This is a genomic window from Methanothermobacter sp., from assembly GCF_030055435.1.
Classification (GTDB): Archaea; Methanobacteriota; Methanobacteria; order Methanobacteriales; family Methanothermobacteraceae; genus Methanothermobacter.
The window spans coordinates 213681-228492 of record NZ_JASFYG010000002.1; the positions used below are offsets into that span (position 1 = coordinate 213681).

Consider the following 14812-nt stretch of genomic DNA (forward strand, 5'->3'; position numbering starts at 1 on the left):
CTGTAAGTGGGGGTTTATTATGAGCGGGCAGCTAGATTCTCTTCTTAAGGAGGAACGAATTTTCAATCCAGATGATGAGACAGTTAGAAACAGCAATATAAGGATCTGGATGGATCAACATGGCATAGGGGATTATGATGAGCTCCTTGAGAGAGCCAGGTCGGATCCTGAATGGTTCTGGGATGAAATGGCATCTGAACTTGAATGGTTCAGTCCATACGAGAGGGTCCTTGAATGGGAACCACCCCATGCTAGGTGGTTCACAGGCGGAAGGTTCAATATAACCTACAATGCACTTGACAGGCACGTTGCTGGCCCTGAAAAGAACAGGGTCGCCTATATATGGGAGGGTGAGGATGGTAGCGTCAGGAAGCTCACCTACTATGACCTCTACCGGGAGGTTAACCGTCTTGCCAATGCACTTAAAGAGATGGGTGTCGGGAAAGGGGACCGTGTGAGCATCTACCTTCCCATGATACCTGAACTTCCGGTTGCGATGCTGGCATGCGCAAGGATAGGGGCCGTTCACAGTGTTGTATTCAGTGGGTTCTGGGCCAAGGCGTTCCGTGAGAGAGCTGTGGATGCAGAGGCAAAGGTTGCAATAACTGCAGATGCATTCTACCGGAGGGGTAAGGTAATAAGGCTCAAGGATACCCTCGATATGGTAGCAGATGACATACCATCACTTGAGAGGGTCATAGTTGTTGACAGGCTCGGGGAGGACGTGAACATGGTTGAGGGGCGGGATTTGCGCTGGGAGGATGCAGTTGAGGGAATGAGTGATGAATGCCCCTGTGAGGAGCTCGACCCGGAGGACCCCCTCTTCATACTCTACACCTCGGGCACCACAGGAAAACCCAAGGGAGTGGTGCACACACACGGGGGCTACGCAGCTGGTGTGAGTTCCACCTACCGGTTTGTCTTTGATGTAAAGGAAAGGGACATCTGGTGGTGCGCAGCGGATATAGGGTGGATAACAGGTCACAGCTACATAGTCTACGCCCCCCTCATTGAGGGCTCAACATCGGTTATGTATGAGGGAGCCCCTGATTACCCTGACCCTGGAAGGATATGGAGCATGATTGAAAGGTACGGTGTGACAATCTTCTACACTGCCCCCACAACCGTCAGGCTCTTCATGAAGTACGGGAACAAGTGGCCTGAAAAGTATGACCTCAGCACCCTAAGGCTCCTTGGATCTGTGGGTGAACCCATAAACCCTGAGGCATGGATGTGGTACTACAGGACGATTGGTGGTGGCAGATGTCCAATCATGGATACGTGGTGGCAGACAGAGACCGGGATGCACATGATAACACCCCTTCCTTTAACACCACTCAAGCCTGGATCTGCAGGGAAGCCCTTCCCCACAGTGGTGGCTGATGTGGTTGATGATGACGGTGAGAGCATACGTGGAAGTGGGGGACATCTGGTTATAAGGACACCCTGGCCTGCAATGTTCAGGACACTGTTCAGGGAACCTGAGAGGTATGTGGAGGCATACTGGAGCACCTTCCCTGGGATTTACCTCAGCGGGGATGTTGCAAGGATAGATGAGGATGGCTACTTCTGGATACAGGGAAGGGAAGACGATGTCCTCAACGTCGCAGGTCACAGGATAAGCACAGCCGAGGTTGAATCGGCCCTTGTAAGTCACCCCGACGTAGTCGAGGCCGCGGTGGTCGGAAAACCCGATATACTGAAGGGTGAGGAGATAGCGGCATTCGTGACACTCCGGGACACCGTGAAGCCAGTACCACGCCTCAAGGGCGTTCTGAGGGAGCACGTCAGGAGGGAGATAGGGCCAATAGCAAGTCCGAGTTACATTGAATTCGTCGAGGATCTGCCAAAAACACGTTCAGGTAAGATAATGAGGAGGGTTATAAAGGCCCTTATAAGGGGTGAGGATGCGGGTGACCTGAGCACACTCTCAAACCCCGAGTCTGTGAGGATGCTTGAGGAGAGACTTCAGACAATTTAATCCATTCAATCCTCCTGGTAGCTCCCCCTGTACCTCCCAGAACCCTTGACGGGGAATACAACTCCCTGCGCTATCCTTTCACCCCTCTTGATCCTGTACTCATATTCACCACAGTTCTGGACAAGGAACTGGAGCGTCCCCCGGAATCCAGGGTCTCCAACTGCGGTGTGGACCGATACAAAGGATCGCAGCAGGGTTGACCTTGGAAGGTAAAGCATAGCATAGCCCTCAGGTATTTTTATTTTTCTATCCACACTCACAAGGTAGGATTTCCCTGGTTCCAGTGTGTATACAGGCGGATCCAGCCTTTCAAGGGGCGGCAAATTCTTTTCATCGTCAATCAGTGAACCTGGACCTGCCTGCCGGTAAACCTCATCAACACGGAGGTCAATCCCAGCCGGCTGTACCAGTTCCTTAAAATCCGGAAAAAGTTTTATTAACTCCTTTTCTCCGATCATATCTCATTCCTCTCTGTTGATACTGTGATATAAGCTCATCCAGTTTAAGACTTATTTGATGTGACTCCATAGTTATATCTGGTGGTACCATGCCTGTTATTCAGATAAGCTGCAACAAGCTGACAAGGGAAAAGAAGAGGGAACTTGTAAAACGTATAACAGAGGTCTCAAGTGAGGTGATGGGCCTTCCAGAGTCAACAATAACAGTGCTCATAAGGGAGGTCCCACCTGAGGATGTTGGTGTTGGGGGGATACTCCTCTGTGACAGGGATTGAAAGATTTTTTAATTCTCAGATGAGGGGATAGATAAGAAATTCAGATTTTTTTAATTTTCAGCTGGAGAACGATCAATTAAAAATACCGTTACAGTGTCCCCTGAGGTTTTAACAGTTCTCAATTCCAGAAACTTCACAGAATCTCCGTTACGGTACTGAAGACGTTCCCACCTGGAATCCTCACCCCTCTCAGCTGCCCTTATTATCTCTTTTAAATCATCCTCATGGAGACCGCTGAGCACATCCTCAATGCTCTCACAACCGGCGGTCTCCAGCCCGGTTAAGATTGAGGCTGCTCTATTGAGTTCAGCAAGATGGATACCATCTCCAACCTTGAAGTTGAGTATGGCCAGAGGGGTTGACTCAAAAATTTTCCTGAATAATTCCTCCCTTCTTTCAAGTTCAGTTATCCTTTTCTCCATTTCACCAAGGACACTTTCAGATTCAAGGCGGAAGGATATGTCAGCTGCAAGTTCAGCCAGGAGTTCCACCTCTTCAGGGTCGAATGAATCCTTCTCTGAGGAGTAAACGGTGAGTGCCCCAATGTTATCGTCCATAACCCTGATGGGAAGTCCCATAACAGACATGTACCCCCTCTCAATGGCCTCATCCCTCCATGGGGCGAAGGATGGATCATTTTCGGTATCCCTTATAACTACGGGTTTCCCCTCCTTTATGGATCTTCCTGTGGGTCCCTCACTGTATCTGCCCTCACCCCAGCTCACCTGTATGGAATCAAGGTATCCCTCATGGAAACCATACTCTGCAACCGGACGGACGGATCTGAATTCATCATCCTCCTTAAACCCTATCCAGGCCATCCTGTAGCCACCCACATCAACCATGATCCTGCATATTTCCCTTAAAAGTTCTTCAGTATCCTTGATCCTGACTATGGCCTGGTTGCACTCACTGAGCATCCTTAGGGAACGGTTGAGTTTCCTTATCTTCCTTTCGCTTCTGTGCCTCTGAATGGCCAGTTCTATTGTGAAAAAGAGTTCCTTCTCATCGAACGGCTTTATTAGGTAACCGTATGGCTCAACCTCCCTTGCACTCTCCATCGTGGTTTCCTCGGAGTGTGCTGATAGAAAAACAATGGGTATATCAAGATCCTTTATCCTCTCTGCAGCCTCAACTCCACTCATGGGGCCCCTGAGGATTATGTCCATGAGAATAAGGTCTGGCCGGTGTTTCTCTGCAAGTTCAACTGCAGCCTCCCCGCTGTGGACAATTCCGGTCACATCGTAACCTTGGAATTCCAGTTTCCTCTGGAGGTCCATTGCAGTTATCGCCTCATCCTCAACCAGCAGTATCCTTGCAGTCATATGGAAACCCCTCCATGGGAAATGGAGATTGTATTTTATAAAAAAATCACATTGTATAAAAATTTTTGGATAATGTAGGTCATGATGCTAAACTGAGAATCAGTCAGGTAAACAGCTGATCGACCATCCATTGGGGCTGGAATTCCATGATGTCATCGTAGCCCTGCCCTGTACCGAGGAATATTATGGGCTTACGGATCATGTAACCTATGGATAGGGCTGCTCCGCCACGGGCGTCGGCATCAGCCTTGGTGAGTATAACGGCATCTATGCCCACTGCATCATCAAATTTTGTTGCCTGTTCAATGGCATCGTTACCTGTAAGGGCATCACCAACAAATATTATGAGGTCAGGCTTCACAACCCTCTTTATCTTGGCCATTTCATCCATGAGGTTGACGTTTGTCTGCATTCGCCCCGCCGTGTCTATGAGGACAACATCCTTACCCTGAGCCTTCGCATGGGATACTGCATCGAAGGCCACCGCAGCAGGGTCAGCCCCCTTTCGGTGGCTTATAAGTTTAACACCAAGTTTATCTGCGTGTTCATGTAGCTGCTCTATTGCCCCTGCACGGAATGTATCTGCTGCAGCCATAACAGGTTCAAGGCCCATCTTCATGAAGTACCTGGCCACCTTGGCGATTGTTGTTGTTTTACCTGTACCGTTTATACCCACGAACATTATAACAAGGGGCTTCCTTTTTTCTGCAAGTTCTCTGATTTTAACGCCATCAACACTCAGAACATCCATGACGGCCTTTTTAAGGGCTTCCCTTGTGTAATTTGAGATTTCAGTACTCCTTTTAACCTTCTTACCAACCAGCTCCTTCCTGAGTTCCTCAACGATTCTTTCAGCCACTTCAAGTGCCACGTCACTTTCAAGGAGGGCCATTTCCAGTTCCCAGAGTACGTCTTCAACGTCCTTTTCTGATATTTTCTTTTCCCTGAAAAATGAAAGAAAACCTGAGCCCTCTCCATCACTCCTTTCTTCAGTTTCTTCATCCTCTAATTCTGGAATTGGAGTCTCAGATTCTGTATTATCGGTTTCAGCAGCTGCCACAGGCTCAGGGCCGCCCCCTTCTGGGGATGTCTTCTCATCCTCAGATGGGGCTTCAGCACCTGAAGAGACCTTCTCGGTGATCTTCCCAACTGTCTCAGTGAATTTTTTCTTCAGAGATTCAAACACTTACTCCTCACTTCCCCTTACCCTTTTAAGGAGTTCCTCTGCCTGAGGAGATAGTTTGAGGATGATGTCGGTTATCTTGCGGAGGTTTTCACCCATCTTCTGGAGTGTTGCCTCAAGTTCCTTCTTCTGCGAGTCGATGGTTTTCATGGCGTCCTCAAAGTTCTTTTTTATGGCAACACCAGCACCAACACTCATTATGACTTCACTTGTCTCCTTGAGTTCTGCCTTTATGAAGGAACCGGCACCAACAGGTACAAGGGTTTCAGAGCCATCCTTTCCCTGGATGTCCTTCAGTGTGTTTTCAAGTATTTCCAGTTCACTGATAGTTGCCCGGACAGCCTCCATCTGCTGCTGGATAAGTTCTGCCTGGCTCTGGTAAATGTTGAGCTGGTTTACTATCTCCTCAAGTTTCTGCTGGTCTTCCATGGGATCACCTCTGGACCAGCGCCCTGACCACCGGGTCCTCTACCTCCTCGGGTGATATCTCCTCTATCTCCTCAATCATAACCTTGCTTCTTGGAACCCTGTGTTTGCTTCCGAATTCTGAGTAGATTCTCTCGTAGATCTCCTCTTTCCTTATTGCCTTGAGTTCCTTTGTGAATGGCTGAAGTTTATCACCCATCTGGAACTTTCCTTTAACCCTAAATATCTTCGTTTTCATTTTTCATCCCTCAAGAAAACCTAAAGCTTCTTCTATCCTTGCAAGTTCAGGTCCTGTGGTTTCTTCACCCACAAGGACACCATTTGAGTTGGCTGCTGAGCAGGCACCTACCAGTGTTACCCCATGGTTGACGGTGCCAACATCCGCCTCCACTCCCAACACTCCCTCAATGACTCTCATTTCATCCTCTGAGGTGTGGGGGTGCAGGAGTGCTCCGCGGTTGGTCACAGCCCCCAGGGATCCTATGATGTTGAGGCCTGCAACTGTGGATACTTTAACATCAACCTCAAGAACATCCCCTATAACATTCAGGGCATCCTCTGATAGCAGTGGACTTGCAACAGCACCATTATCATTGGCCAGAACAAGGTTGCCAACTGCTGTGAACCTGTCAGGGATGCGGGTAACCTCAAGACCTGCAGCCATAAGCGCCTCAACTTCACGGTCCATAGCCTGGTTTGAAACCACGAAACCGTTCGAATTCCCGGCTGAAAGCGCCCCGTTGAGGCTGCTGCCACTGAGGGATGTCCTCAGGACTTCAACTTCAAGGGCCTCCCTCAGTGCATCCTCAAATTTTGGGGATGCATTCACAGGTATGAGGGCCACACTGTCAGTTACAGAGATGTAGACTCCAAGGTTGGGGTTTCCGCTGAGGTTGATCCTTCTGATCATAATCCACCATTTTTTATTCTTCGAGAATGGCTTCCACCACGCCGTCCTCGTCCTTGACGGCTCTGACCTTTATCTTGGGGGGAATCTTCTGGATACCCCTCTCCCAGATTTTTTCATTGATGGATTCATCAATTTTGACAGTGTCTGTCTTCATGTGTTTCATGAGAAATTCCCTGACAATCTTAACAGCCTTCGGTGCTCTTATGGTTCTTGGAACTTCCTTTGCCTTCCTAAGGGGTATAACGTAAATTCTTTCCATGTTAAGATCCCTCCTACACCTTGAGTTTGGTCCTTCTCCAGTGCCTCATCTTTGGATGGCTTCTGACCCTGTAATTGGTTTTAACCATCACCCATGCTGGCACCCTTCTGTTCTGTCTGTTAGCCTTCGCCATTCTAAGTTTTCTGGCAACATGTTTGTTTCTACTCATTCAGCATCCTCCTTGTTGCGAATCTTTCCAGCCAGTCACCCTGGTCTGGAAGTGAACGGGGAAGAATGTCTCTGATCTGCAGCCCATCTTCTCCATGAGGATTCTAACCTCAACCTCATAGTCGGAGCTGTTTTCAGGATTACTCTTCTCCCTTTTAAGCGTGAATAACTCTGAAGAGAATCTGTTGATGGTCCTGTGACCAAAACCATCAAGGTTCACGTATTCAATATCCCTACGGTCTTCGAGGCTCTGTATTTCATTTCTTGTAAGCTTGGGGGTCCTGTCGTCACGTCGCGTTCCATCAGCAACCAGATCGTACTCACCTGCAGCGGCCTCAACGGCGTTTCTGTGTATATACCTTATACCGTTATTGGGGAACCCATCATTTATTATCATTTCAGCGGCTTCCCTCAGCACATCCTCACTGAGTTCAAGGACCCTGTGTTTAAAGCCCAGGGCATCTGCCGCCATGGATGCGGGTCTCCAGGAATCATAGACACCGAAATTCACAGTTACAAGTTCAGCCTGGATCCCCATCCTCTGGAGCATCACAGCCATCAGTGAGCTGTCCTTACCGCCACTGTAGAGTACACATGCATTCATTTTCTACTGATCTTTATCTCCCTTTTTTTGCCAGAAACTCTCTTGAGCAACTCCTTGAGCTGTTTGTCTGTTATCTTCGACCTCACACGACCCATCTGGGCCAGCTGTATCAGCTGGAGTTCTATCTGCTCAACGAATTCTGGCCTTGTAAGCCTCAGATTCGCAAGACGGCTGCGGGCTTCAGGGGTGAGTATCTGCATCATTATCTGTTTCTTCTGCATTTCAAGCTGCTGACGCATCTGCTCCTGGGCTTCAGTTTCCATTGCCTGCTGCTGTGCCCTCTGCTGGAGTTCCAGCATTTTTTTGCGACGTATTTCTTCGAGGTCTGTCAATTAGAAAACCTCCCAGGCCCCTTCAGGTTTTTCAGTAATTCTCAAGGCCTTCAACTTCTTTTTTTACTTCAGCAGCCGCTTTATCCAGGAATGAACGGCCTTCAGGTGTTATGACTCTCCCGCCATCCTCCTTTGTTATGAGGCCTGATTCCTCAAGCTGCTGGAGGGCTCTCCTTATTATTGCACCGCTTCCCCTTCTGAACCTTTCTGGCCGTGAACCCCTATCCTTTTTACCGCCGTAGTGGGTTCTGAGGCTGTTAACACCCACAGGCCCGTCGATGTAGACCCTCCTAAGAAGGGCAGCTGCCCTCACATACCACCAGTCAGGATTCTCGGGCCTTCTTTCCTTGTGGACACCTGTCTTGACAAAGTTAACCCACTCAGGGGATTTAACCTTACCATCCTTCTTAAGGTCCTCGGCAACCTTATTTATAAGCAGATCTGCTGGCACATCATAAACTGTAGTCATATTTATCCTCCTAAGATCTTTTTTTGAAAATTATTGCCACATTTCCTCTTAAATCTATGAGCTTAGAATTTGTTTTTTCAACTATCTCGGTAATATAGCTTTCTTTTTCTGAGGCCACTGTCCTGGCAAATCTTACCTTTATAAGTTCATTTGCCTTTAACTGCCTTCTGACCTCTTCAATGAGACTTTCAGTCACCCCGGCCTTTCCCACGTTTATTGTGAGAGCCGACAGTGACCGGCTCATCAGTTCCTTTTTTGATGGTGTGAGACTCAATTTTATTTCTCCTTTTCTCCTTTTTTTCCTGAATGTAGGGGAATCTCATGATGTGACCGCACTCATGACACCTAAAATTAACCTTCCCACCGGATATCCTGACGGTGCAGTTTGAACCTGGTTTGAGGAAGCTGTAACACCTCCTGCAGAACCGCCTTCTCCACTCTCTGGGAATCCTTACACGGTACTTCATGGATATGTTTCTTGCAAGTTCGGTGTACCTGTGCGATCTCCCCGGGTTGGCTGCAAATTCACGGTCAGCCATTCTGAAGAGGATGTCTATTCTCTCACGGGCAATCTTCAGCATCCATCCGGGCCTCTTTCCTCTCCTCAAGGTTTAACCTCTCACAACGGAATAGAACATCCCTGATCTTGCACATAAGATGGTGTTTAACTTAAGCACAAGAAGAATATTATAAGTGGTTTGTGTTTCCATATTTAAAAAGCTTTTCCATCACCCAGGAGCCATCCTGAGAAGTCAACCCCACCTGGCTGGCACACCCGGGAACCACTTATAATATCCATGATGATCTCTGTAACCGCGCTGGCTGATCTGCCGGTTGTGTCAACCTCATGGACCCTATCACCATGGATCTCAACCGCCTCCACCAGACAGACGTCAAGGGCCTCGGCCTCAAGGTTCTCAGCGATCTTCTCCTCAGGATAACCCCTGGCCTCAAGGCGCCCCTCAAGGATTCGGGGGTGGAGCCTCAGTACTATCACCATGCTGCAGCAATCACAGAGATGGGAGAGGTGACCCTCGAGGATGGCATCGTCACCCCCAAGGCCCTTAACGTGGCTGCAGAGGGATTCAATGTCCACCTCAAGGTAACCACGGTCAGGGTCCCTTCCAAGGATGAAACCCTCCTCCATTGCAAGTTCACCCACAGAAAGGACCCTGAAACCGGAATCCTTGAGAATTTCAGCCACTGTACTCTTACCAACACCGGGGGTGCCTGTTATGCAGATGGGCCTCATTATCTCAGCTTCTCAATTATCATCTCTGCAACCCTTCGACCTGAGACCAGCATACCCCCGAATATGGGACCCATACGTGGGGCCCCGTAGACTGCGTTGCTCGCCATACCAGCCACATAGAGGTTGGGGTAGACCTCACGCGTATTTTCTAGGAGGGCGGCCTCACCTACATCGGCCCACATTGACCTCTCACCCTGTATCCTGCCATTGGGGGTGTTGAGTTCAGGGCCTATCTTCCGCTCCACCACCTTCACTATCTCGCAGTCATGGCCGGTTGCATCTATAACTGCACTTGCCCTCACGGTGAGGGGGTCAACGTGGAGTCCGGCCATCTCAACAGAGCTCCAGTTAAGCACAAGACCCGTTATGCCCTCATCACGGATCATAACATCCTCTATGCTCATTAGGTTGAATATCTTGAGTCCCGCCTGGCATGCCCTTGAGCAGAGGGTTGATGTTGCCTCAACAGAGTCTGCAACGTGGTATCCCTCATCATAGGGCCTTGACCTTACACCGAACTCATCCAGGATCTCCTTACCATCATCCTGGACAACGATCTTGTTGAACATCATACCGCCGCCCCACATACCCCCGCCTATGGAGAGTTTTCTCTCAAATAGGGCAACCTTCAGGCCCGCCCTTGCAAGGTAGTAACCTGCTGTAAGTCCGGAGGGTCCTCCTCCACCAATTGCAACGTCCATGTCCATGTAGTCCAGGAGTTCCTCCATGTATCCTTCAACAATGGCTCTTGAAATTTTTATATCATCAAGTTTCATCTTCACACCTTCAAATGATATATGTTCACTAAATACGCCTTTCTCTTGATGTTCCGCCGGGAGTTCACTTCTTTATGATGATCCTCAGCACATCCTCATCGTTGAGTACATGGTCAATACCTACCTTTTGGCCGTCAAATTTCACTGAGCTACCCCACACCCTTGCATGCCTGAATTTACGGACAAAGTCTCTGTGGAGTTTCTGACACACGTCACCAACTGTTGAACCCTCTTTAATTATTAAAGGCTCACTGTAGTCTGCCTTCTGCCCCTGTGGCTTCATGTATATCCTTATAAGTCCAAGGCGGTTAAATATTTCCTCCCTGAGCTCATCAATGTTCAGGCTCCTGTCCGCAGATATCAGCAGGGCATCGGGGAATTTTTGCTTTATATGGTTCAGATAGGATTCATCCACAAGATCTATCTTGTTTATAACGGTTATGGCAGGTATGTAGGCGCGGTTTGCCTCCATAACATCTATGAACTGGTCAACAGTTATATCCTCCCTTATGAGCACATCGGCGTTGTGTATTCCATACTCATTGAGCACGGATCTTATTATTTTCTCATCCAGGTGGGTCAGTTCAACTGTCGAGGACAGTTTCACACCACCCAGCTTTCTCCTCTTCACGGTCACATCAGGGGGCGTCTCGTTGGGCCTTATGCCAACATCCCGAAGTTCACGGAGGATCACGTCCATGTGGTCAGTGTTGAAGACATCAAGGACTATGACTATGAGGTCAGCGCTCCTTGCAACTGAAAGTATCTCCCTTCCACGGCCCTTACCTCGCGAGGCACCTGTGATTATCCCAGGTATGTCAAAGATCTGTATCTGGGCCCCCCGGTACTCCATCACACCAGGTACTATTTCAAGGGTTGTGAACTGGTAATCCCCAACCTTTGACTCCGCATTGGTGAGTTGATTGAGGAGGGTGGATTTACCGACAGAGGGGAAACCTATGAGGACAACGGTGGAGTCCCCTGACTTTTTTATATGGAATCCTCTCCCCTTCCCTGAGGACGACCTTCTCTGGAGGGCCTCCTCCTTCAGGCGGGAGATCTTTGCCTTCAGTTTCCCTATATGGTGTGCTGTGGCCTTGTTGTAGGGAGTCCTCTGTATCTCCTCTTCTATCTTTTTGATCTTCTCCTCGATATCCATAATACTCACATGAACATTGTTGAAGCGGGACAAAATCAGTGTAATCATTTAATGTTCTCTAATCCACATTATTAAATATTTTCCCTTATAATTTTATATCATAAAATTCATAATATATTATGGTGATTTTATGAGGGTTGAGGACGTTATGGTTACAGATGTTGACACCATTGACATATCGGCCAGCCTTGAGGATGTTCTCAGGAACTATGTTGAGAACGGCAAGGGGAGCTCGGTTGTTGTCAAGGATGGTGTCAAGGTTGGAATTGTAACCACCTGGGACGTGCTTGAAGCAATTGCGGAGGGGGATGATCTCGGAGAGGTCAAGGTATGGGAGGTCATGGAGAGGGACCTTGTCACAGTCCCGCCAGGGGCAACCCTGAAGGAGGCCGCTGAGAGGATGGTCAAGAACGTTGTCTGGCGCCTCCTGGTTGAGTATGATGACGAGATAATTGGCGTAGTAAGTGCAACGGACATACTAAGGGCCAAGATGGCCAAACGCTACTGAAAAATTAATTTTTCTTCACTGAATGTTGATTTCTTAGATTAAAAAATGGTTATGTGCTTTTTTAAATTATTTTTCTACTTCTTGTGGATTATAAAAAAATATGGTTATGCTGCTGTCCAAAGCAGCACACCTGGTTCCTGATGAAGGAACTTAAAGGATGTCTGGTTGAATCCACCCAGGAGGAAGAGTTTAGTGAATACCGCGTCTTCCAGCTCCCTGTTCATTATCACAGTTGTGTACTGGTTTCCGCTTCCGATGACAATTAGGCTGAGCTGGGCATTGCTGTCCACAATCTCATTCCTGACAAGGAGGTTACCCTCTATTATTATGAGCTTGTGGGGGTTTATCCTCTGAACGGTCCTGTTATTGCCGATGGCTATCGTTGCATTTGTTGTATTGCCTTTCTTCTCTATGATTGTTCCAACCAGGTTGTCCTCCACCATTGTGTTGACGGTCTGGATCACGGTTGTGTTGTTCACAACCTGGGGCTTTGAACTTCCCATTGATGGATAGTAGCCGTACCTTGACCCTGTTTTCTTCTTGAAGTCCCAGGTCCCGAAGTATGTCCACCATGGGGCCTTGCCGAGCATGTCAGAGCTGAGTACAAGTACGAAGGGTTTTGGTTTTGCGGGGTGTGAATATCTGAGTACACTATCAGCCTCCTTCTCTGTGAGGCCGTAGCGCCCCGTCATAACTGCCCTGGCATCATCCCTTGAAAGTCCCAGGGTGGATGTGAGTATCTCGGCGGTTTTACCACTGTCATTTGTATAGTTGTCGAGGGTTTCATAGGCAAGATCCCCGCTGGATGATAACATTGTGAGTATACCCCTTGAGAGTGTCTCGTTACTGGTTGTCAGCGCCTTACCGATCCAGTAAGCCCTTGGAGTGTTCTGTGAACCACCATCGAAAGTCACGGGCCTATCAGCTGCAACAGCAAAGAGGTGGCCGAAGTCCCACCATGACATGACCACGGTGTCCTTGCTGGTGTTCTTCTTGATCCACTCCATTGATTTCCACATCCCATCATCTGTGCCCGGTGCCACAGATGATGTAAGTGAATGTGCTCCGCTCACAGAGGGGGCCACCACCGCCAGGACAACAAGGGCCATCATGACAGGAGCCCTAACCTCTGGCTTCCTGACCAGGTATATGAATCCAGCTGCAATCACCCCTGCAAGGAGTTTAACAGCAACTGAGACACCGAAGGGCATTGCAATTGCAATAGCAGCCACAAAGGCAACCAGTGCAATGGAGGATGTTGTCTTAATATTTTCCCTGAGGTATTCAACCAGGAATCCCGTGAATATCCCTGCTGAAAGTCCCAGGGGTATTGCAAAGGTTGGTATGAACCTTGAACCTTTCGTGACAGCGTATCCACTCATCACCAGCCATACAGCCATTAGGACAGCGTATAGGAGGTACCTGTGCCTCATTTCACTGTCGGTGGTTCTGTTTTTATTCTGCCTTTTAATGAATTTGCTCTTCTTGCCGGCCTTAATCTTTCTGTCAGGTTCCTTAACCTGAACCTCAGGCTGGCGGTACTTCCAGAGGAGGACTGCGACACCGAGTATGCCAAGAAGGAATACCAGAAGGCCACCAACACCACCAACAACCGTTCCCTGTCCTGGCATGAACAGGTTCTTTGCCCCGGCACCGGTGGTTATAAATTCTGGGATCTGGAGCTCGGAAACTGATACATAAACGTTGGGGTAGGCTGTTGTCTGGGCCGTTGCCTGTATCTGGGTGGTGCTCACAAGACCCGTTACGGCACCAGCCAGGCTGGAAACTCCTCCAAATATGCTTATGAGAATCCCGCCACCTATAAGGAGGACCAGGAGGGGGAATATCTCGCGCTGATGCAGCAGCCAGTCAACCTTACCCGTGAACTCCCTATCGGGTTTCTCACCCAGAACGTACCTTGAGATGAGGGAGTAAACTATGATGAAGGCCACAAGAACGGCCAGATAGAATATGTAACCGACCCATGCAGCTGAGAATACAAGTACTGAAACTGCAGCTGCAAACGCATAGGCAGTTTTCCTTTTCAGGTCCACTGCAAGCATGCTCTCTGTGAAGAACCAGAACACCAGCAGTGGAAGAACGAAGTTGAACATGTCAGTGTCAAAGAAACCGGCGTAGGTGTGGGCAACGTAGGTGGGGACCAGTCCAACCACAAGGGCTGCTGCGATGCCCCCGTAGTCATTGGTGATTCTCCTGACGAAGAGGTAGGCAGGTATTACACAGAGGGAACCTATTAGGGCCCCCATCCAGAAAGCCACCTCCTTGAGGCTAAAGTCTCCAAAGACGTTTGCCACCCTGTAGGCAGCGGACGTTATGTAAACTATGAGTGGGGGGTAATCGACGGGTCTTCCAGGGGGGTAGTATGAATGGAGGTCGTATGGTTTGCCGTCGACAAGGGTATCCCCCATTATGCCCCTGGTGAGGTAATTCATTGTGAGCCTGTAGTTGTAGTAGGAGTCCATCTCACTGAAGTACGGCAGTCCATCGGAGTCCTTATAGAATTCCTTTGCATCAGCAGGGACCCCTCCAATGTTACTGGCCTCGGCCCTTATATAGAATACGGCTGAGAACAGCAGTATAATTATTATGAAGGGCTTCAATTTTTCAAGCAAATTTCTGATATTCATTTAACCGCCTCTTTACCTTAGTTGGTAATAAATTCAGGAACTTATGGATGATGTATACTCTTTAGTTCAGTAAACACTT

20 protein-coding genes are annotated in these 14812 nt (G+C 48.6%); 3 read left to right on the forward strand and 17 right to left on the reverse strand.

Features of this window, described 5'->3' with window-relative positions:
• Window positions 1–19: 19 nt before the first annotated feature.
• A complete protein-coding gene (gene acs / locus QFX30_RS02865) occupies window positions 20–1981 on the forward strand; it encodes an acetate--CoA ligase (protein WP_300487954.1) in 1962 nt (653 codons plus the stop codon).
• A 5-nt stretch (window positions 1982–1986) separates the two neighbouring features.
• Here acs and QFX30_RS02870 read toward each other — a convergent pair whose 3' ends face one another.
• On the reverse strand, window positions 1987–2439 hold the full coding sequence (locus tag QFX30_RS02870) for a deoxyuridine 5'-triphosphate nucleotidohydrolase (RefSeq protein WP_300487957.1): 453 nt from the start codon (window positions 2437–2439) through the stop codon (window positions 1987–1989).
• Window positions 2440–2528: 89 nt separating this feature from the next.
• Between QFX30_RS02870 and dmpI the strand changes: the two genes are divergently transcribed.
• Window positions 2529–2714 carry a 4-oxalocrotonate tautomerase DmpI gene (dmpI, locus tag QFX30_RS02875; RefSeq protein ID WP_237778936.1) on the forward strand — a complete coding sequence of 62 codons (186 nt, stop codon included), beginning with the start codon at window positions 2529–2531 and terminating at the stop codon, window positions 2712–2714.
• A 50-nt stretch (window positions 2715–2764) separates the two neighbouring features.
• On the opposite strand, the gene QFX30_RS02880 is transcribed toward dmpI, so the two are convergent.
• The 15 genes from QFX30_RS02880 to QFX30_RS02950 all read right to left on the reverse strand — a co-directional run bounded on the left by QFX30_RS02880 (window position 2765) and on the right by QFX30_RS02950 (window position 11577).
• Window positions 2765–4039 carry a GAF domain-containing protein gene (locus tag QFX30_RS02880; protein ID WP_300487960.1) on the reverse strand — a complete coding sequence of 425 codons (1275 nt, stop codon included), beginning with the start codon at window positions 4037–4039 and terminating at the stop codon, window positions 2765–2767.
• 103 nt (window positions 4040–4142) lie between these two features.
• Window positions 4143–5225, reverse strand: coding sequence for a signal recognition particle-docking protein FtsY (gene ftsY / locus QFX30_RS02885; protein ID WP_300487963.1), 1083 nt, complete (start codon window positions 5223–5225; stop codon window positions 4143–4145).
• Window positions 5226–5651, reverse strand: coding sequence for a prefoldin subunit alpha (pfdA, locus tag QFX30_RS02890; protein ID WP_300487966.1), 426 nt, complete (start codon window positions 5649–5651; stop codon window positions 5226–5228).
• 4 nt (window positions 5652–5655) lie between these two features.
• A complete protein-coding gene (gene rpl18a, locus QFX30_RS02895) occupies window positions 5656–5886 on the reverse strand; it encodes a 50S ribosomal protein L18Ae (RefSeq protein WP_300487969.1) in 231 nt (76 codons plus the stop codon).
• 3 nt (window positions 5887–5889) lie between these two features.
• On the reverse strand, window positions 5890–6558 hold the full coding sequence (locus QFX30_RS02900) for a translation initiation factor IF-6 (RefSeq protein ID WP_300487972.1): 669 nt from the start codon (window positions 6556–6558) through the stop codon (window positions 5890–5892).
• 13 nt (window positions 6559–6571) lie between these two features.
• A complete protein-coding gene (locus tag QFX30_RS02905; RefSeq protein ID WP_300487975.1) occupies window positions 6572–6817 on the reverse strand; it encodes a 50S ribosomal protein L31e in 246 nt (81 codons plus the stop codon).
• Between the two features lie 13 nt (window positions 6818–6830).
• Window positions 6831–6986: a 50S ribosomal protein L39e gene (locus tag QFX30_RS02910; protein WP_010877221.1), complete on the reverse strand. Its 156-nt coding sequence runs from the start codon at window positions 6984–6986 to the stop codon at window positions 6831–6833.
• A complete protein-coding gene (locus QFX30_RS02915) occupies window positions 6987–7589 on the reverse strand; it encodes an asparagine synthase-related protein (protein ID WP_300487978.1) in 603 nt (200 codons plus the stop codon).
• Window positions 7586–7921, reverse strand: coding sequence for a DNA-binding protein (locus tag QFX30_RS02920; protein ID WP_300487981.1), 336 nt, complete (start codon window positions 7919–7921; stop codon window positions 7586–7588). The genes QFX30_RS02915 and QFX30_RS02920 overlap by 4 nt, the downstream gene beginning before the upstream one ends.
• Before the next feature lie 31 nt (window positions 7922–7952).
• Entirely contained in the window at window positions 7953–8390 is a 438-nt protein-coding gene (locus tag QFX30_RS02925) for a 30S ribosomal protein S19e (RefSeq protein ID WP_300477543.1), read from the reverse strand.
• A 10-nt stretch (window positions 8391–8400) separates the two neighbouring features.
• Window positions 8401–8634, reverse strand: a complete 234-nt coding sequence (locus QFX30_RS02930) for a YhbY family RNA-binding protein (protein ID WP_300477545.1) — start codon at window positions 8632–8634, stop codon at window positions 8401–8403.
• Window positions 8579–8998 carry a ribonuclease P protein component 4 gene (gene rnp4 / locus QFX30_RS02935; RefSeq protein ID WP_300487984.1) on the reverse strand — a complete coding sequence of 140 codons (420 nt, stop codon included), beginning with the start codon at window positions 8996–8998 and terminating at the stop codon, window positions 8579–8581. The genes QFX30_RS02930 and rnp4 overlap by 56 nt, the downstream gene beginning before the upstream one ends.
• 104 nt (window positions 8999–9102) lie before the next feature.
• Complete coding sequence (locus QFX30_RS02940) at window positions 9103–9642, reverse strand: adenylate kinase family protein (protein WP_300487987.1); 540 nt, start codon at window positions 9640–9642, stop codon at window positions 9103–9105.
• Window positions 9642–10418, reverse strand: coding sequence for a sulfide-dependent adenosine diphosphate thiazole synthase (locus QFX30_RS02945; RefSeq protein WP_300487991.1), 777 nt, complete (start codon window positions 10416–10418; stop codon window positions 9642–9644). Before QFX30_RS02945 ends, QFX30_RS02940 begins: the two co-directional genes overlap by 1 nt.
• Window positions 10419–10482: 64 nt before the next feature.
• Window positions 10483–11577, reverse strand: a complete 1095-nt coding sequence (locus tag QFX30_RS02950) for a GTP-binding protein (RefSeq protein WP_300488248.1) — start codon at window positions 11575–11577, stop codon at window positions 10483–10485.
• Window positions 11578–11707: 130 nt separating this feature from the next.
• On the opposite strand from QFX30_RS02950, the gene QFX30_RS02955 reads away from it, so the two are divergent.
• Window positions 11708–12085, forward strand: coding sequence for a CBS domain-containing protein (locus tag QFX30_RS02955; protein ID WP_300487993.1), 378 nt, complete (start codon window positions 11708–11710; stop codon window positions 12083–12085).
• Window positions 12086–12189: 104 nt separating this feature from the next.
• On the opposite strand, the gene QFX30_RS02960 is transcribed toward QFX30_RS02955, so the two are convergent.
• Window positions 12190–14733, reverse strand: coding sequence for an STT3 domain-containing protein (locus tag QFX30_RS02960; RefSeq protein ID WP_300487995.1), 2544 nt, complete (start codon window positions 14731–14733; stop codon window positions 12190–12192).
• Window positions 14734–14812 lie beyond the last annotated feature (79 nt).

Excerpts from the sequence above, each read along its gene's own strand:
- acs (WP_300487954.1), top strand. The coding sequence starts at position 20 with ATGAGCGGGCAGCTAGATTCTCTTCTTAAGGAGGAACGAATTTTCAAT.
- QFX30_RS02945 (WP_300487991.1), bottom strand. The coding sequence starts at position 10,418 with ATGAAACTTGATGATATAAAAATTTCAAGAGCCATTGTTGAAGGATAC.
- QFX30_RS02915 (WP_300487978.1), bottom strand. The coding sequence starts at position 7,589 with ATGAATGCATGTGTACTCTACAGTGGCGGTAAGGACAGCTCACTGATG.
- rpl18a (WP_300487969.1), bottom strand. The coding sequence starts at position 5,886 with ATGAAAACGAAGATATTTAGGGTTAAAGGAAAGTTCCAGATGGGTGAT.
- QFX30_RS02910 (WP_010877221.1), bottom strand. The coding sequence starts at position 6,986 with ATGAGTAGAAACAAACATGTTGCCAGAAAACTTAGAATGGCGAAGGCT.
- QFX30_RS02940 (WP_300487987.1), bottom strand. The coding sequence starts at position 9,642 with ATGAGGCCCATCTGCATAACAGGCACCCCCGGTGTTGGTAAGAGTACA.
- QFX30_RS02950 (WP_300488248.1), bottom strand. The coding sequence starts at position 11,577 with ATGGATATCGAGGAGAAGATCAAAAAGATAGAAGAGGAGATACAGAGG.
- QFX30_RS02905 (WP_300487975.1), bottom strand. The coding sequence starts at position 6,817 with ATGGAAAGAATTTACGTTATACCCCTTAGGAAGGCAAAGGAAGTTCCA.
- pfdA (WP_300487966.1), bottom strand. The coding sequence starts at position 5,651 with ATGGAAGACCAGCAGAAACTTGAGGAGATAGTAAACCAGCTCAACATT.
- QFX30_RS02925 (WP_300477543.1), bottom strand. The coding sequence starts at position 8,390 with ATGACTACAGTTTATGATGTGCCAGCAGATCTGCTTATAAATAAGGTT.
- QFX30_RS02955 (WP_300487993.1), top strand. The coding sequence starts at position 11,708 with ATGAGGGTTGAGGACGTTATGGTTACAGATGTTGACACCATTGACATA.
- dmpI (WP_237778936.1), top strand. The coding sequence starts at position 2,529 with ATGCCTGTTATTCAGATAAGCTGCAACAAGCTGACAAGGGAAAAGAAG.
- QFX30_RS02880 (WP_300487960.1), bottom strand. The coding sequence starts at position 4,039 with ATGACTGCAAGGATACTGCTGGTTGAGGATGAGGCGATAACTGCAATG.
- QFX30_RS02870 (WP_300487957.1), bottom strand. The coding sequence starts at position 2,439 with ATGATCGGAGAAAAGGAGTTAATAAAACTTTTTCCGGATTTTAAGGAA.
- QFX30_RS02960 (WP_300487995.1), bottom strand. The coding sequence starts at position 14,733 with ATGAATATCAGAAATTTGCTTGAAAAATTGAAGCCCTTCATAATAATT.
- QFX30_RS02900 (WP_300487972.1), bottom strand. The coding sequence starts at position 6,558 with ATGATCAGAAGGATCAACCTCAGCGGAAACCCCAACCTTGGAGTCTAC.
- QFX30_RS02930 (WP_300477545.1), bottom strand. The coding sequence starts at position 8,634 with ATGAGCCGGTCACTGTCGGCTCTCACAATAAACGTGGGAAAGGCCGGG.